Consider the following 20,149-nt stretch of genomic DNA (forward strand, 5'->3'; position numbering starts at 1 on the left):
GATGCTTTCTCAGGGCTGCACGTAGAACAACACCTGGCCGAACTCGACCACCGCCGCATCCTCGACGCAGACCTGCGTCACCGTGCCCGAGACGCCGGCGGGGATGGCGTTGAACAGCTTCATCACCTCGATCAGGCAGACCGTGTCGTCGGCCGCGACCGGGTCGCCCACCTTCACGAACGGCGCTGCGCTGGGGTCGGGGCGGCTGTAGAAGCGGCCCATCGTGGTCGCCGTCACCGGTTGCCAGCTCGCCGGCACGGCGGCCGCCGCAGGGGCGGGCGCAGCGGCTGCCTGCACCGGCGCAGGCGCGGCGGTCGAGAGCGCCTGCGGCGCGGCAGCGGCAGCGGGGGCGGGGGCGGGGGTGAGGGCCGCCACCGGCGCGGTGGCCGGCGCGCCAGGCGCGGGCAGGCTGCCCTTGCCGATGGTCACCTTCAGGGCGCCCACATCGACCTGCAGGTAGTCGAAGTTCGAGCGGTCGAGGGTGTCGACGAGGCTGCTGATCTGGCGGACCTCGTTGTCGGTGAGGAAGTCGAGTGGCTGGCTCATGGTGTCTCCTGGTGTTCTTGGAAGCAGGCCTCAGGCCTGCATGCGCACGGTCTTGTCGCCGCGCTGGATCTGGATGGACTTGACGCCGCGGCTGCGGCCGAGTTTCTCGACCAGCGCCTGCAGGCCCCGGCTGCCCTGGCCGTCCAGGCGGGCCTGGCGGGCACGCCGCATCTGGGCGACCTGCTCGGCGTCCGTGAAGAAGTTCAGCAGCAGGTCGTCGTCGGACACCCCGGGGCCGCCGTATTGCGCGCGCACTTCCTGGAGGGTGGGTTGCTCGAACTTGCGCTGCGCGAGCACCTTGGCGCGCGGCCGGCTGAGGATCTTGTCCCGGACGTTGGGGTCGATGGATTCGCTCTCCTCCTCGCCCCAGCCGCCGGCGGCGTACTGGATGATCTCGTCCGACACCTGCTTGTAGCGCTCTCCCGCGACCACGTTCAGGACGGCCTGCGCGCCCACGAATTGCGAGTAGGGCGTGACCATGATGGGGAAGCCGAAGTCGGTGCGCACGCGGGCGATCTCCTCGAGCACGGCGGGCAGCCGGTCGGCCAGGCCGGCGGCGCCGAGCTGGAAGCGCAGGTTGGAGATCATCCCGCCCGGGACCTGGTGCGTGTAGTGGCTGGCGTCGTAGGCGACCGGCGCCCCGACCGGGAAGCCCTCGCGCAGCGCGATCTCGCGGAAATGCGCCTCGACCGGGCGCAGCAGCGCCTCGTCGATCTGCGGCGCATGGCCCATCACGCGCGCGTTGTGCGCCACGTCGAACAGCGACGGGTTGGACGACGACTCGGCCATCGGCGGGATCGCGGTGTTCACGATGTGGATGCCGGCGCGGATCGCCTCCAGCGTGCACAGCAGGCCCAGGCCGGTGTTGCAGTGGGTGTGGAACTCCACGGGGATGCCGCCCGCGTTGGCGAGCACCACGGGCGCCAGCGTGCGCACCCGCTCCGGGGTGAGGAGCGCGCCCGGGTCCTTGAGGCAGATGCGGTGGGGCTTGAGCTTCGCCGCTTCCCGGGCACGCAGGGCGTAGTAGTTGTCGGAGTGCTTCTCGGAGAGGGAGAAGATCAGGTTGATGACCACGTCGATGCCGACCTTGCGGGCGCGCACCATGTTCTTGCGCCAGCCCGCCGGCGTGTTGGACGAGTCCGAGAGCCGGATCTGCCCGATGCCCATGGCGGCCATGCGCTCGTACCAGAGGTCTTCCACGGCGTCGGGCGTGATCTGGAACGCGGCGAGCTGGCGGCCGCGGATCATGCGAAGCGGCGTCCGGCGCATGCGCTTGCGGACCTCGACGAGCCGCTCCCAGGGGTCTTCCTGGAGGTCCCGGATCATCTTCTTCTCGAAGCTCGTGGCCATGATCTCGACCGCGTCGAAGCCGGCATCGTCCAGCCGCTGCACGATCGGCAGGATCATGTCGGTGCGCATGCCGATGGCCCACAGGCTCTGGGATCCATCGCGGACCGTGGTGTCCACGAAGCGGATGTCGCTCATGTCGTCTCCTTCTTTTGGTGGCGGACTGTAGGTGCGCAGGGCGCGTGAGCACAATCGATGAAGCGTATGCGCATCATCCGCCGCGCGAATGATTCGCCGGGGGTGAAGAGGCGTGAAGGGCCGGGCCGAGGAGCGCCTGTGCCGTCACCGCCCGGGCGGCGGCTGCACCGTCCAGGTGACGAGGCGAACCACCAGCGGACGCACCGCCAGCACACCGAAGAAGGCGACCGGCCACGAGGCCAGGTAGGCGCGCACCACGCGCGCCAGGTAGTCCGGCGGCAGGCCGGTGTTCATCGCGGTGATGGCGAGGCTCATCATCGCGGACACCATCCCCGACATGAAGAAGGCGAAGGCCACGGGCGCCATGCGCGCGGGCAGTTTCCAGGAAGGGCGTGCGTTCATCAGGGATATCCCGGATCGAAGATACTTAGGCATCAAAGTATATTTCGCCCGTCGGCAGCCTGCTGCCCTGTCATCCCCGAGGTTTCCCCATGATCACCCGCGAAGAAAACGAACTCCTGTGCCGCGTCGAGAACGACGCCCCCATGGGCCGGCTGATGCGCCAGCACTGGGTCCCCATCTGCCTGAGTGAGGAGGTGGCCGAGCCTGATTGCGACCCGGTGGCCGCCCGCATCCTGGGCGAAAACCTGGTCGTGTTCCGCGACACCGACGGCAACGTCGGCGTGATGGACGAGGCCTGCCCCCACCGCGGCCCCTCCCTGGTCTACGGCCGCAACGAGGAAGGCGGCCTGCGCTGCCTGTACCACGGCTGGAAGATGGACGTGCACGGCAACGTCACCGAGATGGTCTCCGAGCCCGCCGCCAGCGGCTTCATGGACAAGGTCAAGCACAAGGCCTACCCGGTCAAGGAATGGGGCGGCCTGGTCTGGGCCTGGATGGGGGCCAAGGAGGCGATGCCCGAGTTCGTGCCGCCGCGCTGGGCGCCCACGGCCGACACCCGCGTCTCCATCGCGAAGGTGGTGCTGCCGGTGAACTGGGCCCAGGTGCTGGAGGGCGCGATCGACTCCGCCCACAGCTCCAGCCTGCACAGCTCCGACATGGTGCCGGCCCGGGTGCAGGGCGCCGAGGCCACCGGCAGCGCCTGGCTGCGTCCCTCCACCGACAAGGCGCCGCGCCTGCAGGTGGAGCGCGGCGGCTACGGCTTCCGCTACGCCGCGATCCGCCGCCCGATCTTCAACGCCCAGACCCACGAGTACGTGCGCACCACGGTCTTCGTCGCCCCCTGGACCGTGCTGATCCCGCCGAACAACCTGTACAACGTGGCCAACGTCAACGTGCCGGCCGACGACACCACGACGAACTTCTACTTCATCGCCTGGGGCCACGCCGCGCAGACGCCCGAGACCGAGACCTGGCGCAAGTACCTGCGCCAGACCGTGGGCGTGGACCTGGACGAGCGCTATCGCCCGCTCCGCAACCACGAGAACCGCTTCTGGCAGAACCGCCAGGCCATGAAGGCCGGCAACTTCACCGGCATCACCGGCTTCCCGAACCAGGATGTGGCGATGTGGGTCACCATGGGCCCGATCGCCGACCGCACCAAGGACCGCCTGGGCGCCAGCGACCTGGCGGTGGTGGAATTCCGCAAGCAGATGGTGGAGGCCGTGCGCGCCTTCGACCAGGGCGCCCCCGCCATCGGCACCGGCGACCAGTCGATCCCGCTGTCGGTCTGCGCCTTCCAGAGCGTGATCCCCAAGACCACCGACTGGCGCCAGCACGGCGTCTCCTACGTCTGGCAGGGCACCGAGGCCCAGGCCGGCACCGACAACAACTACGCCGTGAAGGCCTGACACCGTGGGCAAGCTCCAACTCTCCGTCGCCATGGGCGACTACGACCGCAACCGCGCCCTGTTCGACGGCCGCGTGCAGATCGACGGCTGCGACCCGACCTACATGCTGCTGAACCCGGAGGAGATGTTCTTCCGCGCCATGCGCAGCCGGGACTTCGACATCACCGAGCTGTCGTTCTCCAGCTACCTGGTGAAGCACTCGCGCGGCGACTGCCCCTACATCGCGGTGCCGGTGTTCCTGTCGCGGGCCTTCCGCCACACCTCGATCTACGTGCGCAAGGACCGCATCAAGTCCCCGCAGGACCTCAAGGGCAAGCGCATCGGCATCCCCGAGTACCAGCTCACCGCCATCGTCTGGGCCCGCTCCATCCTGCAGGACGACTACGGCATCGCGCCGGAGGACGTGACCTGGGTGCGCGGCGGCATCGACACCCCCGGCCGCCCCGAGAAGATCAAGCTCGAGCTGCCCCCGGGCGTGAAGATCGAGAGCGCGCCCGAGGACAAGACCATCTCCGACCTGCTGAATGAAGGCGCGATCGACGGCTTCATCGCGCCGCGTCCGCCCAGCGGCGCAGCCGCCCGCAACCCGGACGTGGGCTGGCTGTTCGACGACCCGACCGCGGTGGCCAAGGACTACTACCGCCGCACCGGTATCTTCCCCATCATGCATGTCGTGGGCATCCGCAAGGAGCTGGCGCAGCAGCATCGCTGGCTGCCCGGGGCGGTGTTCAAGGCCTTCAGCGAGTCCAAGGCCCGGGCCCTGGAGCTGCTGGCGGACACCTCGGCCACCAAGGTCACGCTGCCCTTCGTCGAGGAGCAGCTCAAGGCGGCGCGCGAGACGCTGGGCGAGGATTTCTGGGCCTACGGCGTGGGCCCGAGCCGGCGCACGCTGGAGGCCTTCACCCGCCACCACTTCGCGCAGGGCCTGTCGGCGCGCAAGGTGGAGGTCGACGAGCTGTTCGACCCGTCGACCTACGAGTCCTACAGCATCTGAGGCGCCGGGGCGCTCAGGCCGCGGCCTGGTCGTCCCCGGCCTCGTTGCCGGTCTCCTCGGCGGCGAGGTTCTCGATCATCGCCAGCAGCGACTTGCGCAGCGTGGCCACGGTCTTGTCCGGGATCCCGCGCACGCTGATGTGGTTGACCTCCTCGGCCAGCGGCACCAGCCGCTTTTCCAGCGCGCGTCCGGCGGCGGTGAGGAACACGTGCATGTTCTTGCGGTTGCCCGCCAGCTGGCGCCGCTCGATCAGCCCCATCTGCTCCATCGCCTTGACCGCGCTGAAGGTGGTGGGCTCCATCACGCCGGCCAGGTCGCTCAGCTCCTTCTGGGTGAGCCCGTCGCGGATCCACAGGATGCGAAGGAAGGTCCAGTGGCCGAAGGACACGCCGAACGGGGTCAGTCGCTGCTGCAGCGCGCGCATCTGGGCGCGCGCCACGTCGCGGATCAGGTGGGCGAGGCGGTCGTCGGGGACCGATTCGCGCCAGTGTTGCAGCAGTTGCCGGGTGTCCTTGGAGTCGTGTGTCATGCGCCGATCGCGACCTGTTGTCTCAGCTCGATTGTGCGGCGATCCCGCGCCGAGGCGAGGAGGGCCAGGCAAATTTCCATCGTCGCGCGGGACCACTCGCCTCCATGGACCGGCGCGGCGCCTTCGCGCGCCACCGACCACAGCTCGTCGATCACCTCGCTGCGTGGCACCGCGGGCACCGGCACGCGCTCCAGGCGGACGCCCTGGGCGTCATGCACCTCGACGCCATGCGGTGTCAGGCGCAGGTCGGCGCCGTCGCAGCTGACGATCACCGGCCCGAAGTGCTGGAAGGCGGCAGGCGGCTCGCCGGTGTCGGGCACGTAGGCGCTGCCGCCGTAGTTGCGCTCGGCCTTCTGGCGCGCCTCGGCCGCCTCGTCGGCGGCGGCGGCCAGCTTCTGCCGGGTGGCCTGGTGCGCGCCGCGCGCCTTCGGGCGGCCCAGCTCGCCGATTCCGTCCATGAGCGCGTCGCTGTCGTAGTAGCCGTAGCCGTTGTAGGTCAGGTTCGCCACGGCGCCCCCCTCGAAGTCCACCAGCGCGGTGTAGGCGCCCTCGGTGGGCCGCCGCGGGTCCCAGCGTCCGGTGCGCGCATGCACCGCGGTGGCCAGGCCGCCGGCGAGCAGCCGCACGATGTCCACCTGGTGCGCCGCCTGGCTGAACACCACGCCGCCGCCCTGGGCGGTGTCGAGCTCCTCGGGCCGGCGCGGGCGGTACAGGAAGTCGGTGAAGTTCATCGCGTGCACCATGCGCACCGCGCCATGGCGTCCGCTGTCGATCAGGCGCCGCGCCAGCAGCACCGGCGCGTTGAAGCTGTGGCTGTGGCCGATCACCAGGCGGGTGCCGGCGCGCGCGCAGGCGTCGATCATCCGGGTGCAGTCGTCCAGGCCCAGGGCCATGGGCTTTTCCACCAGCACGTGCTTGCCGTGCGCGGCGGCCAGCGCCACGTGCTGCGCGTGCAGCTGGTGGGGCGTGGCCACGTAGACCCACTCCACCTGCGGGTCGGCGCACAGCGCCTCGGGCGAGGCGTGCGGCGTGCCGCCGAAGTCGCGGGCGAAGGCCGCGGTGGCCTGGGCGCGCGGGTCGAAGGCGGCCACCATCCGCACCCGCGGATCGCGCGAGAGCGTGGGCAGCATCAGCGTGAAGGCGCGGCCCAGGCCGAGGACGCCCAGGCGGATGGGGTTGGCGGGCGCGTTCACAGGTCCAGCACCAGGCAGCCGCCGCCCTTGCAGCGCGAGACGCACACCATCACGTGGTCGGCCTTTTCTTCGGGCATCAGCACGAGGTCGCGGTGGTCGGCCTCGCCCCCGAGCAGGCCCACCTTGCACGAGCCGCAGGTGCCGCTCTCGCAGGAGCTGGGCACGTGCACGCCTTCCACGCGCAGCGCCTCGAGGATGCTCTGGCGCGCGCCCACCGGCACCCGCCGGCCGCTTCGCTGCAGCACCACCTCGAAGGGCGCGTCGTCGGCATGCGGCTTGGTGTCGCCGCCGAAGCTCTCGAAGTGGATCGCGCTGTCGGGCCAGTGGCCGGTCATGTCCCGAACGCTGTCCATCAGCCCCTTGGGGCCGCAGCAGTAGACATGGGTGCCGCTGGCCACCTTCTCGAAGATCTTCCACAGGTCGAACGACTTCGACGGGTCGCCGTGGTCATGGTGGACCACCACCCGCCCGGCGAGCTCCGGCGACTGCAATTCCTCCAGGAAGGCCGTGCCCTCGGGGTCGCGGGAGAAGTAATACAGCTTGAACGGCCGCAGGCCCTCGGCCTGGAGCTGGCGGACCATCGCCATCATCGGCGTGATGCCGATGCCGCCGGCCACCAGGATGAAGCTGCGGGCCTTGTCATGGAGCGCGAAGAGGTTTTCGGGCGCGCCGGCCTCGATCGTGTCGCCCTCGGCCACGCCGTCGACCAGGCTCATCGAGCCGCCGCGGCCGTTGGCCTCGCGCTTGACGGCCACCTGGTAGTACGCCGTCTCCTGCGGGTCGCTGCACAGGGAGTACTGGCGCATCGCCCCGCTGGGCACGCGCATCGGCAGGTGGGCGCCGGCGGTGAAGGGGGGCAGGGGGGCGCCGCCCGGGTCGCGCAGCTCGAACAGGTGGATGTCGCGGGCGATCGCTTGCTTGCGGCTCACGCGCAAGGGGCGCAGGGGAAGGGTGTCGGACATGCGGATATCAGGTTGGCGGGTTTACGCGATTGACATGGGTCAACCGTCTGGAAAGAATGTATTATCTTAGATCGCTAAGAAAACTTCATCCCCACTTACCCGGAGACACACCATGAAGCGACGCTCGATCGCCCTGCTGGGCCTGGCCCTCGCCGCCGCGCCCCTGGCCGCACTGGCGCAGGCCTTTCCCAGCAAGCCCGTCAAATTCATCGTTCCTTATGCCGCCGGCGGCCTGCCCGACACGGTGGCCCGCATCGTCGCCCAGAAGCTGACCGAGCGCATGGGCCAGTCGGTGGTGGTGGACAACAAGCCGGGCGGCAACGGCGTGGTCGCCTACCAGACCCTGATGGCCGGCCCGAACGACAGCCACAACTTCATCGTCTCCGACGGCTCGATGCTGTCGATCACGCCCCAGTTGAACAAGACGGCCACCTACGCGGTGGGCAAGGACCTGGCCGCCGTGTCGCTGATCGCGCGCTCGCCCCTGTTCCTGGTGGGCCACCCCAAGACCGGCGTGAAGTCGCTGCGCGAGTTCATCGACAAGACGCGGGCGAACCCCGGCGTCTACACCTACGGCTCCTCCGGCATCGGCAGCACCCACCACCTGACCATGGAGGCCCTGAAGGCCGAACTGAAGCTGGACCTGCGCCATGTGCCGTTCCGCGGATCCGGCCAGTCCGTGCCGGCCCTCCTGGGCGGCCAGGTCGATTTCCTGTTCTCCGCGCTGCCGTCCATGGCGGGCTTCGTGAAGAACCAGCAGGTCACCCTGATCGGCAGCAACGACAGCAAGCGCTCGCCGCAGGCGCCCGACGTGCCCGCCATCGCGGAGGTCGTGCCCGGCTTCGACTTCTCGGTGACCATCGGTGCCATCGCCCGCGCCGGCACCTCCGCGGAGGCGATCAAGCGCCTGGCCGACGACATCGCCTGGGCGGTCAAGCAGCCCGACGTGGTCGAGAAGCTCCAGGGCGCCGGCATCGAGCCGGTGGGCCTGGGCCCCGACGGCTACCGCAAGGAGATCGAGCGCGAGAACCAGGCCATGGCCAAGGCGGGCCGCCAGGCCGACCTGAAGGCCGAGTGAGTGCCGGCCGGCTTCGCGGCTGACGCGCCCGCCACGCTGGCGGCGCTGCTGGCCGCCGCCGCGTGCATGTTCGTCGCCGGCGGCGTGGTCAAGGGCACGCTGGGCGTGGGCCTGCCGCTGGTGGTCGTCCCGCTGCTGACCCTGCTGTTCCCGGCCTCGCAGGCCATGGGCCTGCTGGTCATGCCGGTGCTGCTGTCGAACCTGCTGCAGGCCGTCGAGGGCGGCCGCCTGCGCTACGCCCTGCGCCGCTTCGCGCCGCTGATGCTGGCGCAGCTGGTTGCCACGCTGCTGGCGAACCACTGGAGCGCGCAGCTCTCGGCCCGGGGCATGAATGCGGTGATCGCCTTCACCGTGATCAGCGCGGTGGCGGTCATGGTGCTGCAGCCCAAGGGCGAGGTCACGCCGCGCCAGGAGCGCTGGGCCGGCCCGCTGGTGGGAGCGATCGCCGGCGCCTTGGGGGGCGCCTCCTCGCTGACCGGCCCGATCCTGATCACCTACCTGATGGCGCTGCGCCTGCCGCGCGACGAGTTCATCGGCAGCATCAGCATCATCTACCTGCTCGGGGCGATCCCGATGTACGCCGCCATGCTGGCCTGGGGCCGCTTCGGCTGGGAACCGGTGGCCTGGTCCTGCCTGGCGCTGGTGCCGATGTACCTGGGCCTGCGCGTGGGCGGGGCGATCCGCAGCCGCCTGAGTGAAACGCTGTTCCGGCGGGCGCTGTTCGCCTTCCTCACGCTGCTGGCGCTCCTGTTGCTGGTCAAATAGCGCCTTCGCGACACCATGACGACCGATTTCGCTCCCATTCCCGCCTCGCCGCCCGAGGACCCGATCCGCTGGCACGACGGCCTGCTCCTGGGCTATGCGCCCATGGACGCGGTGCACGAGGAGTTCGTGCATTGCGTGCAGGCGCTGCAGGCGGCGCCCGATGCCGGCCTGCCCGCCCTGCTGGGGCAGCTGGCCGGGCACCTGGAGCGCCACTTCGGCGACGAGGACCGCTGGATGGAGGAAACGCAGTTTCCCGCCCGCGAGTGCCATATCAACGAGCATGCGGCGGTGATGAAGTCGGTGCGCGAGGTGCAGGACCTCCTGGCGCAGGGCAACACCGCGGTGTGCCGGCGCCTCGCCCGCGAGCTGGCGAACTGGTTCCCCGGCCACGCCGACTACCTGGACTCCGCGCTGGCACACTGGATGTGCAAGCAGCGCCTGGGCGGCAAGCCGGTGGTGATCCGTCGCGACCTGGGCGCGCGGCGGGTGCCGGGCGCCGCAGACTGAATCCACAACCTTTTCCTTCCCTCATGCAAGACACGCTTTCCCCCGCCCAAGTCGAAGCCGACGTGCGCCGCGCCCTCGAGGAGGACGTCGGCAGCGGCGACCTCACCGCCTCCCTGGTGCCGGCCGAGCGCCAGGTCACGGCCACCATCATCTGCCGCGAGGCCGCCGTGGTCTGCGGCCAGCCCTGGGTCGACGAGGTGCTGCGCCAGGTGGCGCCGGGCGCCCGCGCGAACTGGCTGGTGCGCGATGGCGGGCGCACCACGCCCGGCGCCAAGGTGGTCGAGATCACCGGCAGCGCCCGCGAGCTGCTCACCGCCGAGCGCGTCTGCCTGAACTTCCTGCAGACCCTCAGCGCCGTGGCCACCAAGACCGCCGCGTATGTCGACGTGGTCCGTGGCACCCGCGCCGCCATCCTCGACACGCGCAAGACCATCCCCGGCCTGCGCATCGCCGAGAAATACGCGGTGCGCTGCGGCGGCGGCAAGAACCACCGCATGGGCCTGTACGACGCGATCCTGATCAAGGAGAACCACATCGCCGCGGCCGGCGGCCTCACCCCGGCCTTCCGCGCGGCCCAGGCCCTGGCGGCCACCCGGCCGGTGGAATTCATCCAGGTCGAGGTCGAGACGCTGGCGCAGCTGCGCGAGGCCCTGGACGCGGGCGTGACCATGGTCCTCCTGGACAACATGGACATCGCCACCATCCGCGAGGCGGTGAAGATGGCGGGTGCGGGTTGCAGCCTGGAGATCTCCGGCGGCGTCACCTTCGACCAGCTGCGCGAGTACGCCGAGACCGGCGTGGACCGCATCTCGGTCGGCGGCCTGATCAAGGACATCCAGGCGGTCGATTTCTCGATGCGCTTCTCGGACAAGCCGGTCGAGCGCAGCGCCTGAGCCGGCCCGATCGGGGCAGGGGCGCCGCGCTTGGGATAATCGCGGCCTCCATGAAGAACATCGTGATCCTGATCTCCGGTGGCGGCTCGAACATGTCCGCCATCGTCCACGCGGCCCGGCGCGAGGACTGGGAGTCCCGCTTCGGCGCCCGTGTGGCCGCCGTCATCAGCAACCGTGCCGACGCCAAGGGCCTGGCCTTCGCCGCCGGCTCGGGCATCCCGACGGCCATCGTCGACCACAAGCAGTTCGCGGGCCGCGAGGCCTTCGACGCCGCGCTTGCCGCCGAGATCGACCGCCACCAGCCCGCGCTGGTGGTGCTCGCGGGGTTCATGCGCATCCTCACCCCGGGCTTCGTCGCCCGCTACGAGGGGCGGCTGGTGAACATCCATCCCTCGCTGCTGCCCGCCTTCCCGGGGCTGCACACGCACCAGCGGGCCATCGAGGCCGGCTGCAAGTTCGCCGGCGCCACGGTGCACCAGGTCACCGCCGAACTGGACCACGGTCCCATCCTGGAGCAGGCCGTCGTCCCGGTGCTGCCCGGTGACACGCCCGAGGTGCTGGCCTCCCGCGTGCTGACGCAGGAACACCAGATCTATCCCCGGGCCATTGCGCGCCTGCTGCCCACCCTCTGAGGCCCGCCATGCATCCCAAAGCCCTGCTCGACGCCTGCGCCGAACTCGTCGGCCTCGCCCTCAAGTTCGAGCACCCGGCCGATGCCGTGGTCTCGCGCTATTTCCGCGACCACCGCAACCTCGGCCCGCGCGAACGCGCCACCCTGGCCGAGACCGTCTACGCCGTCCTGCGCCAGAAGCTGCTGTTCGACCACTTCGCGCCCTCGGGCAGCGGCCCCAAGGAGCGGCGCATGGCCATCCTGGGTTTCGCCGGCCCGCGCGATTTCCTCCAGGGCGCCCTGAACGACACCGAAAAGCGCTGGCTGGACCAGTGCGACGCGGTGCGCCCCGAGGACCTGCTGGAGCGCCACCGCCACAACCTGCCCGAATGGCTGGTGCAGCCGCTCAAGGAGCAGCTCGGCGACGCGTTCTGGGCCCTGGTCGACAGCCTGAACCGCCCCGCGCCGCTGGACCTGCGGGTCAACGCGCTCACCGCCAAGCGCGAGGACGTCGCCAAGGAGCTGAAGGCCGCCGGCATTGCCTCGCAGCCCACGCCGTTCTCGCCCTGGGGCCTGCGCCTGGAGGGCAAGCCCGCGCTGACCAAGCTGGACGCCTTCACGCGCGGCGCCATCGAGGTGCAGGACGAGGGCTCGCAGCTGCTCGCCGCCATGCTCGACGCCAAGCGCGGCGAGATGGTCGTCGACTTCTGCGCCGGCGCTGGCGGCAAGACCCTGGCCATCGGCGCCACCATGCGCAACACCGGCCGGCTCTATGCCTTCGACACCTCGGCCCACCGCCTCGACGCGCTCAAGCCGCGCCTGGCGCGCAGCGGCCTGTCCAACGTGCACCCCGCGGCCATCGCCCACGAGCGTGACGACCGCATCAAGCGCCTGGCCGGCAAGATCGACCGGGTGCTGGTGGATGCGCCTTGCTCCGGACTGGGCACCCTGCGCCGCAACCCTGACCTGAAGTGGCGCCAGTCGCCCAAGGCGGTGGCGGAGCTCACCGCCAAGCAGGCCGCCATCCTGCGCAGCGCTGCGCGCCTGCTCAAGCCGGGCGGCCGGCTGGTCTACGCCACCTGCAGCGTGCTGCGCGAGGAGAACGAGGCGATCGCCCAGGCCTTCACCGCGGAGGACCCGTCCTTCCGCGTGCTGCCGGCTGCCGAGGCCCTGGCCGGCCTGAAGCTCGGCGATGTCCAGGCCCTGTGCTCGGGCGACTACCTGCGCCTGTGGCCGCACCGCCATGCCATGGACGGCTTTTTCGCCGCGGCGTGGGTCAAGACCTGAAAATCATGGGGTCATGGTGAGTCATTAAGTTCTCGGGGGTTGGCGTTGGGGAACCCTCAGCCGTAAAATCGATCGATTGACCTTTGAGGACTGACTCCCCCCCTATGATGCTTCCTGACTGGGCCGTGCTGAACGCGGCGATCGATTTCTTCGCCCACGGCCTGCTGGATCTGACCTGGTGGCAGATCGTCATCTACACCCTGGTGACGACCCACATCACCATCGCCAGCGTGACGATCTTCCTGCACCGCAGCCAGGCCCACCGCGCCCTGGACCTGGGCAAGATCCCCTCCCACTTCTTCCGCTTCTGGCTGTGGCTGGGCACCGGCATGGTGACCAAGCAGTGGGTCGCCATCCACCGCAAGCACCACGCCAAGTGCGAGACCGAGGACGACCCCCACAGCCCGCAGACCCGCGGCATCGAGACCGTCTTCTGGAAGGGCGCCGAGCTGTATCGCGCCGAGGCCAAGAACGCCGAGACCGTCGCCAAGTTCGGCCATGGCACGCCCGATGACTGGATCGAGCGCAACCTGTACACCCGCCACAGCGCGCTGGGCGTGTCGATCATGCTGATCCTGAACGTGCTCCTGTTCGGCGCCGCCGGCCTCACGGTCTGGGCCGTGCAGATGCTGTGGATCCCCGTCACCGCCGCCGGCATCATCAACGGCATCGGCCACTACTGGGGCTACCGCAACTTCGAGGCGCCCGACGCCTCCACCAACATCTCGCCCTGGGGCATCCTGATCGGCGGCGAAGAACTCCACAACAACCACCACACCTACCCGACGGCGGCCAAGTTCTCCGTCAAGAAGTACGAGTTCGACATCGGCTGGGTCTACATCCGCTTCTTCGAGAAGCTGGGCTGGGCCAAGGTCAAGAAGGTGCCGCCGAAGCTGCAGCTGGGCTCCATCCGCCCGGTGGCCGACGAGAAGACCCTGGAGGCGGTCATCGCCAACCGCTACGAGGTCATGGCCCGCTACGCCCGCGAGATGCGCCGCGCCTGCGCCGACGAGATCTCCGCCGTCACCGCCAAGGGCCAGGACTCCGCGCTGCTCAAGGCCTGCCGCCGGTGGCTGCACCGTGAGGACGACCGCGTGCCGGCCGACGCCCGCGCCCAGCTGGCCCAGGCCCGCGCCGCCCACCCGGCCATCGACAAGATGTTCACCATGCGCGAGGAGCTGCGCCAGATGTGGCTGAACACCAGCGTCTCGCGCGAGCAGCTGGCCGCCGACCTGGCCGCCTGGTGCAAGCGCGCCGAGGACAGCGGCATCGCCCGCCTGCAGCACTTCTCCCAGCGCCTGCGCGCCGCGCACGCCTGACGCGCCAGGCGTCGCCTTGAAAGAGCCCTGCACCGCGGGGCTTTTTCTTTTCCAGCGCGGCAACAGTTTTATCTCGACACCGACAACCCGTCCCCCCTACACTGCGCCGCGCACAGAGGGGGAGGGCGATCGTGGGAAACCACCGCGAACTGGTGAAGGAACAGCTCATGCACATGCTGTTCGGCACCTTCATCTTCGGTGTCCTGGGTGGGCTTGCGGTCGCGCTTGACCTGGCGGCCGGGTCGGTCCAGCGCCTGGGTGTGAGCTTGTTCACGCAGTGGGCGATCGAGTTCTCGGCCCACGTCATGCTGGCGATGGATTTGGTACTGTTTGCCCTGTATCTCGCTCGCAGTGGCTGGTCACTGGCCAAGGAGACGTTCAAATGACGAAGCAGCGCCTTGCACTCGGTCGTATCCTCAAGGACAGCATCCGCCTCTATTTCGCGCCCCTCACCGGCGCGTGGCGGGGTATCCGCATGGAGATCGACCGCATCGAACGCGAGATCGAAGCCCGCCGCCGCGCCGAGCGGGAAGCCTGCCCGCCCGAAGGCCGGCGCCCCGCCTGACCAGCGGCGCGCCAAAGAAAAAGCCCCGCGGTGCGGGGCTTTTCCTGGGGTGGGCCGAATTACTTCAGCTTCACTTCCTTGTACTCGACGTGCTTGCGAGCCTTGGGATCAAACTTCATGATCGCCATCTTCTCGGGCATCGTCTTCTTGTTCTTGCTGGTGGTGTAGAAGTGACCGGTACCGGCCGTGGACTCCAGCTTGATCTTCTCGCGTCCGCCTTTGCTAGCCATGTCTATTCTCCTTGATTAGGCCTGGCCGCGGGCACGCAGGTCCGCCAGCACGCTGTCGATACCGTTCTTGTCGATCAGGCGCAGCGCGGCGCTCGAAACGCGCAGGCGCACCCAGCGGTTCTCGCTCTCGACCCAGAAACGGCGGTATTGCAGGTTCGGCATGAACCGGCGCTTGGTTTTGTTGTTGGCGTGGGAAACGTTATTCCCGACCATCGGGCCCTTGCCCGTGACTTCACACTTGCGTGCCATGGAGCACTCCAGTCAAAACGGTGGTCGCTGTCGCGAGCACCTCACCTCGCCAGAATTATTCGGGTGGCGGTAACCCATCTGCCGGCATGTGCATTCCCAGGCACGGATCCAGCAAAGCCTGCGATTATAGCCCAGCCCGCAGCGGCTGCGCCACGGGCCCTGGCGGGGCACCCTCGAGGGCCCGGCAAGGCCGGTTCCGCGGCGGCGCGTGAACCGGCCTGTCGCGCCTCGATTACTCGTGCTGCTCGAGGAAGCGCTGTGCATCCAGGGCCGCCATGCAGCCGGTGCCGGCGCTGGTGATGGCCTGGCGGTACACGTGGTCCTGCACGTCGCCCGCGGCGAAGACGCCCGGCACGCTGGTCTGCGTGGCGAAGCCGTTGTTGCCGCCCTGGGTGATGAGGTAGCCGTCCTTCATTTCCAGCTGGCCCTGGAAGATCCCGGTGTTGGGCGAGTGGCCGATGGCGATGAAGCAGCCCTTGAGCTCGATGTCCTCGGTGCTGCCGTCGTTGACGTCCTTCACGCGGATGCCGGTCACGCCGGTCGCGTCGCCCAGCACTTCGTCCAGCGTCTTGAAGGTCTTGAGGACGATCTTGCCGGCCGCCACCTTCTCCATCAGCTTGTCCACCAGGATCGGCTCGGCGCGGAACTTGTCGCGGCGGTGCACCAGGTAGACCTTGCTGGCGATGTTGGACAGGTACAGCGCCTCCTCGACGGCGGTGTTGCCGCCGCCGACGACGCAGCAGGTCTGGTCGCGATAGAAGAAGCCGTCGCAGGTGGCGCAGGCGCTCACGCCCTTGCCCATGAAGGCCTCCTCGGAGGGCAGGCCCAGGTAGCGGGCCGACGCGCCGGTGGCGATGATCAGCGAGTCGCAGGTGTAGGTGCCGCTGTCGCCGGTGAGGGTGAAGGGGCGCTTGGACAGGTCGACCTGGTTGATGTGGTCGAACACCATCTGCGTCTTGAAGCGCTCGGCATGCTCCATGAAGCGCTGCATCAACTCGGGGCCCTGCACGCCGTGCACGTCGGCGGGCCAGTTGTCGACGTCGGTGGTCGTCATGAGCTGGCCGCCCTGGGCGATCCCGGTGATCAGCAGCGGGTTGAGGTTGGCGCGCGCGGCGTAGATGGCGGCGGTGTAGCCGGCCGGGCCGGAGCCGAGAATGAGGACTTTGGCGTGTTGTGTGCTCATGTTGGTAAAACTTGCGCGTACGGTTTCACGCGCGGTGTACATTTCTGGGCCAGTCGGCAAGTATCCCTCGCCTTGGCGGGCCGGGCACTTGTCCCTTTTGATGGCAGCGATTGTAAGAACCGATGGTCGAGGTTCGCCGCCACCCGGGCAGGCACCCGGCCGGGGAGGGTGGAGATGTCGATGCTTTCCAACCTGGAGCTCATTCGCCGGGTTCCCCTGTTCGCCTTGCTCACCTCGGCCCAGGCCGAGTCGGTGGCGGATGCCGTGGTCAAGCGCCGCTTCAAGCGCGGCGAGGTGGTGGTGGAGCAGGGGGACAAGTCCAACACCCTGTTCATCATCCTCACCGGCCGCACCCGCGTCATCACCTCGGACCGGCGCGGCCGCGAGGTCATCCTCGCCACCCTGCAGCCCGGGGACTACATCGGCGAGATGAGCCTGATCGACAACGAGGCCCATTCCGCCACCGTCCGCGCCGAGGTGCAGACCGACATGCTCGCCCTGGGCCGCGCCGAGTTCGCCCGCTGCCTGCCGGAGAACAGCTCGATGGCCTACGCCATCATGAAGGGCCTGGTGCAGCGCCTGCGGCAGGCCGACCGCAAGATCGAATCCCTCGCCCTGATGGATGTCTACGGCCGCGTCGCCCGCGCCCTGCTGGAGTTCGCCCAACCCGATCGCGAGGGCCTGCTCACCATCCGCGAACGCATCTCCCGCCAGGACATCGCCAAGATGGTGGGCGCTTCCCGCGAGATGGTCAGCCGCGTGATGAAGGACCTCGAAGAGCGCGGCTTCATCGAAACCCGCGAGGACGGGTCCATGCTGATCAAGGATCGGCTCAGTACCCTCGGATAATCTAGGCGGGTTCGCACCGCAGTCCATGACGTATTCGCTCCATACCCTGACCTCCCCCACGGCCTCGCGCGAGGCCGATGACCGTCCCGGCCTGGGCCGCTTCGCCCAGGAGATCGCCCTGGTGCTGGGGCTGCTGGCGCTGGCGTTCTGGCTGCTGGCCCTGGTCACGCACTCGGTGCAGGACGCGGCGTTCTCCACCTCGGGCACGGGCGGCCCGGTGCGCAACTGGGGTGGCCGCCTGGGCGCCTGGCTGGCTGATGCCAGCTTCTTCCTCCTGGGCTACTCGGTCTGGTGGTGTGTGGCGGCCGGCGTGCGGGCCTGGTTCGCGGCGCTGGCGCGCTGGATGCGCGCCGGCATGGACGATGCGCCCCCGCCCCGCGGCCTGCGTGACCGCCTGGCCTTCTGGGCCGGCCTGGCCCTGCTGCTGGTGGCCAGCTCGGCCCTCGAGTGGTCGCGCCTCTACCGTTTCGAGCCGCGCCTGCCGGACCACGCCGGCGGCGCCCTGGGCTACCTGGCCGGCCCGTCGGCCGTGCACTGGCTCGGCTTCACCGGATCGGGCCTGGTCTGCCTCACCCTGGTGGTGCTGGCGATGGGCGCCGTCTTCCGGTTCTCCTGGGGCCAGGTGGCCGAGCACATCGGCGCCCGCATCGACGGCTTCTTCGCGGCCCGCCGCGAGCAGCGCGAGATCCAGGAGGACCTCGCCTTCGGCCAGCAGGCCGCCCGCGAGCGCGAGGAAACCGTGCTCGAGGAGCGTCACGAGATCGAGGAGCAGCACCACACGCCGGTCCTCATCGAGCCGGTGGTGGTCGAGGTCCCCAAGAGCGAGCGCGTGGCCAAGGAGCGCCAGAAGCCGCTGTTCACCGAGCTGCGTGACAGCAACCTGCCCCAGGTCGACCTTCTCGACGGCGCCCCGGGCCGCCAGGAGACCGTCTCCGCCGAGACGCTGGAGATGACCTCGCGCCTGATCGAGAAGAAGCTCAAGGACTTCGGCGTCGAGGTGCGGGTGGTGCTGGCCCAGCCCGGCCCGGTGATCACCCGCTACGAGATCGAGCCGGCCACCGGCGTGAAGGGTTCGCAGATCGTCAACCTCGCCAAGGACCTGGCGCGCTCGCTGTCGCTGGTGTCCATCCGCGTGATCGAGACCATCCCGGGCAAGAACTACATGGCGCTGGAGCTGCCCAACGCCAAGCGCCAGTCCATCCGCCTCTCCGAGATCCTCGGCTCGCAGGTGTACAACGAGGCCAAGTCCCTCCTCACCATGGGCCTGGGCAAGGACATCATCGGCAACCCGGTGGTGGCCGACCTCGCCAAGATGCCGCACGTGCTGGTTGCCGGCACCACCGGCTCGGGCAAGTCGGTGGGCATCAACGCGATGATCCTGTCGCTCCTGTACAAGGCCGAGGCGCGCGACGTCCGCCTGCTGATGATCGACCCCAAGATGCTGGAGATGTCGGTCTACGAGGGCATCCCGCACCTGCTCGCGCCCGTGGTCACCGACATGCGCCAGGCCGCCCACGGCCTGAACTGGTGCGTGGCCGAGATGGAGCGCCGCTACAAGCTCATGGCCAAGCTCGGCGTGCGCAACCTCGCCGGCTACAACACCAAGATCGACGAGGCCAAGGCGCGGGAGGAGTTCATCTACAACCCCTTCAGCCTCACCCCCGACAGCCCGGAGCCGCTCGAGCGCCTGCCCCACATCGTGGTGGTGATCGACGAGCTCGCCGACCTGATGATGGTGGTGGGCAAGAAGATCGAGGAGCTGATCGCCCGCCTCGCCCAGAAGGCGCGCGCCGCCGGCATCCACCTGATCCTGGCCACCCAGCGCCCCAGCGTGGACGTGATCACCGGCCTGATCAAGGCCAACATCCCCACCCGCATCGCCTTCCAGGTCTCCAGCAAGATCGACAGCCGCACCATCCTCGACCAGATGGGCGCCGAGGCGCTCCTGGGCATGGGCGACATGCTGTACATGGCCAGCGGCACCGGCCTGCCGGTGCGCGTGCACGGCGCCTTCGTCAGCGACGACGAAGTGCACCGCGTGGTCAGCTACCTCAAGGAGCAGGGCGGCGAGCCCAACTACATCGAGGGCGTCCTCGAAGGCGGCACCGTCGACGACGAGGGCGGCCCCGGCGGCGAAGGCGGCGAGGGCGGCGAGGGCGGTGGTGAGAAGGACCCGATGTACGACCAGGCGGTCGAGGTGGTCCTCAAGAACCGCAAGGCCAGCATTTCTCTGGTGCAGCGCCACCTCAAGATCGGCTACAACCGCGCCGCCCGCCTGGTCGAGGACATGGAGAACGCCGGCCTCGTCAGTGCCATGAACGGCCAGGGCCAGCGCGACATCCTCGTGCCCAACCGGACCGCGGAGTGAGCGTGGCCCTGTTCCGACGTGCCCTGTGCCTGGGCCTGTGCGCCCTGCTGGCGGCCGCGGCGCTGCCCGCGCGCGCCGACGGCCTGGAGGCGCTCGAAGCGTTCCTGCGCTCCGCCCGCACCGGGCGCGCCGAGTTCACCCAGGCCGTCACCGGCCCGGTCCGCGAGGGGCAGCCGGCGCGCACCAAGGCCTCGTCAGGCACCTTCGAGTTCCAGCGCCCGAGCCGCTTCCGCTTCACCTACCGCAAGCCCTTCGAGCAGACCATCGTCGCCGACGGCCAGACCCTGTGGCTGCACGACCCGGACCTGAACCAGGTCACCGCCCGCCGCCAGGCGCAGGTGCTCGCCTCCACCCCGGCGGCGCTGATCGCCACCGCCGCCGACCTCGCGGCCCTGCGCCAGGATTTCGAGCTCGCCGCCGCGCCCGACCAGGGCGGCCTGCAGTGGGTGCAGGCCACGCCCAGGGCGAAGGATGGCCAGCTGCGCAGCGTGCGCGTGGGCTTCCGCGGCCCCGAGCTGGCGGCGCTGGAGATCCTCGACGCCTTCGGCCAGCGCTCGGTCATGAGCTTCTCGCGCGTGGAGGTCAACCCCGCGCTGCCCGAGTCCACCTTCCAGTTCCGGCCGCCTGCGGGCGCCGACGTGATCCGGCAGTGAACGCAGCGCCGGGCCGCCCCAAGCAAGTTCGTGCCCCCTCGGGGGGCAGCGAGGACACGCCGTCCCGGGCGCG

At 69.5% G+C, this 20,149-nt stretch carries 23 protein-coding genes; 14 read left to right on the forward strand and 9 right to left on the reverse strand.

The genetic code is table 11. From position 1 onward, the window contains the following. Positions 1-9: 9 nt before the first annotated feature. From ACFQZY_RS14660 to ACFQZY_RS14670, 3 genes are all read right to left on the reverse strand, one after another. Positions 10-546, reverse strand: coding sequence for an acetyl-CoA carboxylase biotin carboxyl carrier protein (locus ACFQZY_RS14660; RefSeq protein WP_377417069.1), 537 nt, complete (start codon positions 544-546; stop codon positions 10-12). 30 nt (positions 547-576) lie between these two features. After that, positions 577-2,031, reverse strand: a complete 1,455-nt coding sequence (locus tag ACFQZY_RS14665; RefSeq protein WP_377417072.1) for a hypothetical protein — start codon at positions 2,029-2,031, stop codon at positions 577-579. Positions 2,032-2,175: 144 nt separating this feature from the next. Beyond that, positions 2,176-2,433 carry a DUF2798 domain-containing protein gene (locus ACFQZY_RS14670; protein WP_377417074.1) on the reverse strand — a complete coding sequence of 86 codons (258 nt, stop codon included), beginning with the start codon at positions 2,431-2,433 and terminating at the stop codon, positions 2,176-2,178. Positions 2,434-2,522: 89 nt separating this feature from the next. Between ACFQZY_RS14670 and ACFQZY_RS14675 the strand changes: the two genes are divergently transcribed. Both ACFQZY_RS14675 and ACFQZY_RS14680 read left to right on the forward strand, forming a co-directional pair. Further along, a complete protein-coding gene (locus tag ACFQZY_RS14675) occupies positions 2,523-3,842 on the forward strand; it encodes a Rieske 2Fe-2S domain-containing protein (protein WP_377417077.1) in 1,320 nt (439 codons plus the stop codon). Positions 3,843-3,846: 4 nt separating this feature from the next. Next, positions 3,847-4,836, forward strand: coding sequence for an ABC transporter substrate-binding protein (locus ACFQZY_RS14680; protein ID WP_377417079.1), 990 nt, complete (start codon positions 3,847-3,849; stop codon positions 4,834-4,836). 13 nt (positions 4,837-4,849) lie between these two features. Here ACFQZY_RS14680 and ACFQZY_RS14685 read toward each other — a convergent pair whose 3' ends face one another. From ACFQZY_RS14685 to ACFQZY_RS14695, 3 genes are read right to left on the reverse strand one after another with little or no spacing between them, the layout of a single operon-like run. Next, the gene (locus ACFQZY_RS14685; protein WP_377417081.1) at positions 4,850-5,365 is read right to left on the reverse strand and encodes a MarR family winged helix-turn-helix transcriptional regulator; all 516 of its coding nucleotides are present in this window, start codon (positions 5,363-5,365) and stop codon (positions 4,850-4,852) included. Further along, complete coding sequence (locus ACFQZY_RS14690; protein WP_377417083.1) at positions 5,362-6,558, reverse strand: Gfo/Idh/MocA family protein; 1,197 nt, start codon at positions 6,556-6,558, stop codon at positions 5,362-5,364. The genes ACFQZY_RS14685 and ACFQZY_RS14690 overlap by 4 nt, the downstream gene beginning before the upstream one ends. Continuing rightward, complete coding sequence (locus ACFQZY_RS14695) at positions 6,555-7,520, reverse strand: PDR/VanB family oxidoreductase (protein ID WP_377417085.1); 966 nt, start codon at positions 7,518-7,520, stop codon at positions 6,555-6,557. Before ACFQZY_RS14695 ends, ACFQZY_RS14690 begins: the two co-directional genes overlap by 4 nt. A gap of 112 nt (positions 7,521-7,632) precedes the next feature. On the opposite strand from ACFQZY_RS14695, the gene ACFQZY_RS14700 reads away from it, so the two are divergent. The 9 genes from ACFQZY_RS14700 to ACFQZY_RS14740 all read left to right on the forward strand — a co-directional run bounded on the left by ACFQZY_RS14700 (position 7,633) and on the right by ACFQZY_RS14740 (position 14,544). Beyond that, positions 7,633-8,598 carry a Bug family tripartite tricarboxylate transporter substrate binding protein gene (locus ACFQZY_RS14700; RefSeq protein ID WP_377417087.1) on the forward strand — a complete coding sequence of 322 codons (966 nt, stop codon included), beginning with the start codon at positions 7,633-7,635 and terminating at the stop codon, positions 8,596-8,598. Then, entirely contained in the window at positions 8,599-9,363 is a 765-nt protein-coding gene (locus ACFQZY_RS14705; protein ID WP_377417090.1) for a sulfite exporter TauE/SafE family protein, read from the forward strand. A 15-nt stretch (positions 9,364-9,378) separates the two neighbouring features. After that, complete coding sequence (locus ACFQZY_RS14710; protein WP_377417092.1) at positions 9,379-9,870, forward strand: bacteriohemerythrin; 492 nt, start codon at positions 9,379-9,381, stop codon at positions 9,868-9,870. Between the two features lie 23 nt (positions 9,871-9,893). Further along, a complete protein-coding gene (gene nadC / locus ACFQZY_RS14715) occupies positions 9,894-10,763 on the forward strand; it encodes a carboxylating nicotinate-nucleotide diphosphorylase (RefSeq protein ID WP_377417095.1) in 870 nt (289 codons plus the stop codon). A 50-nt stretch (positions 10,764-10,813) separates the two neighbouring features. Further along, positions 10,814-11,395: a phosphoribosylglycinamide formyltransferase gene (gene purN / locus ACFQZY_RS14720; RefSeq protein WP_377417097.1), complete on the forward strand. Its 582-nt coding sequence runs from the start codon at positions 10,814-10,816 to the stop codon at positions 11,393-11,395. A gap of 8 nt (positions 11,396-11,403) precedes the next feature. Continuing rightward, a complete protein-coding gene (locus ACFQZY_RS14725; RefSeq protein WP_377417099.1) occupies positions 11,404-12,660 on the forward strand; it encodes an RsmB/NOP family class I SAM-dependent RNA methyltransferase in 1,257 nt (418 codons plus the stop codon). A gap of 104 nt (positions 12,661-12,764) precedes the next feature. Then, a complete protein-coding gene (locus tag ACFQZY_RS14730) occupies positions 12,765-13,979 on the forward strand; it encodes an acyl-CoA desaturase (protein ID WP_377417102.1) in 1,215 nt (404 codons plus the stop codon). Positions 13,980-14,146: 167 nt separating this feature from the next. Further along, entirely contained in the window at positions 14,147-14,365 is a 219-nt protein-coding gene (locus tag ACFQZY_RS14735) for a hypothetical protein (protein ID WP_377417105.1), read from the forward strand. Next, positions 14,362-14,544 carry a hypothetical protein gene (locus ACFQZY_RS14740; protein ID WP_377417107.1) on the forward strand — a complete coding sequence of 61 codons (183 nt, stop codon included), beginning with the start codon at positions 14,362-14,364 and terminating at the stop codon, positions 14,542-14,544. Before ACFQZY_RS14735 ends, ACFQZY_RS14740 begins: the two co-directional genes overlap by 4 nt. A 59-nt stretch (positions 14,545-14,603) precedes the next feature. Here the strand turns inward: ACFQZY_RS14740 and rpmG are convergent, their stop codons facing one another. From rpmG to trxB, 3 genes are all read right to left on the reverse strand, one after another. Continuing rightward, positions 14,604-14,774, reverse strand: coding sequence for a 50S ribosomal protein L33 (gene rpmG, locus ACFQZY_RS14745; RefSeq protein ID WP_191820063.1), 171 nt, complete (start codon positions 14,772-14,774; stop codon positions 14,604-14,606). Positions 14,775-14,789: 15 nt separating this feature from the next. Then, positions 14,790-15,023: a 50S ribosomal protein L28 gene (gene rpmB / locus ACFQZY_RS14750; protein ID WP_377417110.1), complete on the reverse strand. Its 234-nt coding sequence runs from the start codon at positions 15,021-15,023 to the stop codon at positions 14,790-14,792. Between the two features lie 232 nt (positions 15,024-15,255). After that, positions 15,256-16,206: a thioredoxin-disulfide reductase gene (trxB, locus tag ACFQZY_RS14755; protein WP_377417112.1), complete on the reverse strand. Its 951-nt coding sequence runs from the start codon at positions 16,204-16,206 to the stop codon at positions 15,256-15,258. Positions 16,207-16,380: 174 nt separating this feature from the next. On the opposite strand from trxB, the gene ACFQZY_RS14760 reads away from it, so the two are divergent. The 3 genes from ACFQZY_RS14760 to lolA are packed head-to-tail and all read left to right on the forward strand — an operon-like array spanning position 16,381 to position 20,076. Further along, on the forward strand, positions 16,381-17,055 hold the full coding sequence (locus ACFQZY_RS14760) for a Crp/Fnr family transcriptional regulator (protein WP_377417114.1): 675 nt from the start codon (positions 16,381-16,383) through the stop codon (positions 17,053-17,055). 25 nt (positions 17,056-17,080) lie between these two features. Next, entirely contained in the window at positions 17,081-19,423 is a 2,343-nt protein-coding gene (locus ACFQZY_RS14765) for a DNA translocase FtsK (protein WP_377417117.1), read from the forward strand. A 2-nt stretch (positions 19,424-19,425) separates the two neighbouring features. Next, complete coding sequence (gene lolA, locus ACFQZY_RS14770; RefSeq protein WP_377417119.1) at positions 19,426-20,076, forward strand: outer membrane lipoprotein chaperone LolA; 651 nt, start codon at positions 19,426-19,428, stop codon at positions 20,074-20,076. Positions 20,077-20,149: the final 73 nt, after the last annotated feature.

Origin of the sequence: Ramlibacter sp. GCM10027632, assembly GCF_042675325.1 — a bacterium.
Classification (GTDB): Bacteria; Pseudomonadota; Gammaproteobacteria; order Burkholderiales; family Burkholderiaceae_C; genus Ramlibacter.

Bases quoted from the DNA above. Each gene is read 5' to 3' on its own strand.
- ACFQZY_RS14660 (WP_377417069.1), bottom strand. From the start codon at position 546: ATGAGCCAGCCACTCGACTTCCTCACCGACAACGAGGTCCGCCAGATC.
- ACFQZY_RS14665 (WP_377417072.1), bottom strand. From the start codon at position 2,031: ATGAGCGACATCCGCTTCGTGGACACCACGGTCCGCGATGGATCCCAG.
- ACFQZY_RS14670 (WP_377417074.1), bottom strand. From the start codon at position 2,433: ATGAACGCACGCCCTTCCTGGAAACTGCCCGCGCGCATGGCGCCCGTG.
- ACFQZY_RS14675 (WP_377417077.1), top strand. From the start codon at position 2,523: ATGATCACCCGCGAAGAAAACGAACTCCTGTGCCGCGTCGAGAACGAC.
- ACFQZY_RS14685 (WP_377417081.1), bottom strand. From the start codon at position 5,365: ATGACACACGACTCCAAGGACACCCGGCAACTGCTGCAACACTGGCGC.
- ACFQZY_RS14695 (WP_377417085.1), bottom strand. From the start codon at position 7,520: ATGTCCGACACCCTTCCCCTGCGCCCCTTGCGCGTGAGCCGCAAGCAA.
- ACFQZY_RS14700 (WP_377417087.1), top strand. From the start codon at position 7,633: ATGAAGCGACGCTCGATCGCCCTGCTGGGCCTGGCCCTCGCCGCCGCG.
- ACFQZY_RS14710 (WP_377417092.1), top strand. From the start codon at position 9,379: ATGACGACCGATTTCGCTCCCATTCCCGCCTCGCCGCCCGAGGACCCG.
- nadC (WP_377417095.1), top strand. From the start codon at position 9,894: ATGCAAGACACGCTTTCCCCCGCCCAAGTCGAAGCCGACGTGCGCCGC.
- purN (WP_377417097.1), top strand. From the start codon at position 10,814: ATGAAGAACATCGTGATCCTGATCTCCGGTGGCGGCTCGAACATGTCC.
- ACFQZY_RS14725 (WP_377417099.1), top strand. From the start codon at position 11,404: ATGCATCCCAAAGCCCTGCTCGACGCCTGCGCCGAACTCGTCGGCCTC.
- ACFQZY_RS14730 (WP_377417102.1), top strand. From the start codon at position 12,765: ATGATGCTTCCTGACTGGGCCGTGCTGAACGCGGCGATCGATTTCTTC.
- ACFQZY_RS14735 (WP_377417105.1), top strand. From the start codon at position 14,147: ATGCACATGCTGTTCGGCACCTTCATCTTCGGTGTCCTGGGTGGGCTT.
- ACFQZY_RS14740 (WP_377417107.1), top strand. From the start codon at position 14,362: ATGACGAAGCAGCGCCTTGCACTCGGTCGTATCCTCAAGGACAGCATC.
- rpmG (WP_191820063.1), bottom strand. From the start codon at position 14,774: ATGGCTAGCAAAGGCGGACGCGAGAAGATCAAGCTGGAGTCCACGGCC.
- rpmB (WP_377417110.1), bottom strand. From the start codon at position 15,023: ATGGCACGCAAGTGTGAAGTCACGGGCAAGGGCCCGATGGTCGGGAAT.
- trxB (WP_377417112.1), bottom strand. From the start codon at position 16,206: ATGAGCACACAACACGCCAAAGTCCTCATTCTCGGCTCCGGCCCGGCC.
- ACFQZY_RS14760 (WP_377417114.1), top strand. From the start codon at position 16,381: ATGTCGATGCTTTCCAACCTGGAGCTCATTCGCCGGGTTCCCCTGTTC.
- ACFQZY_RS14765 (WP_377417117.1), top strand. From the start codon at position 17,081: ATGACGTATTCGCTCCATACCCTGACCTCCCCCACGGCCTCGCGCGAG.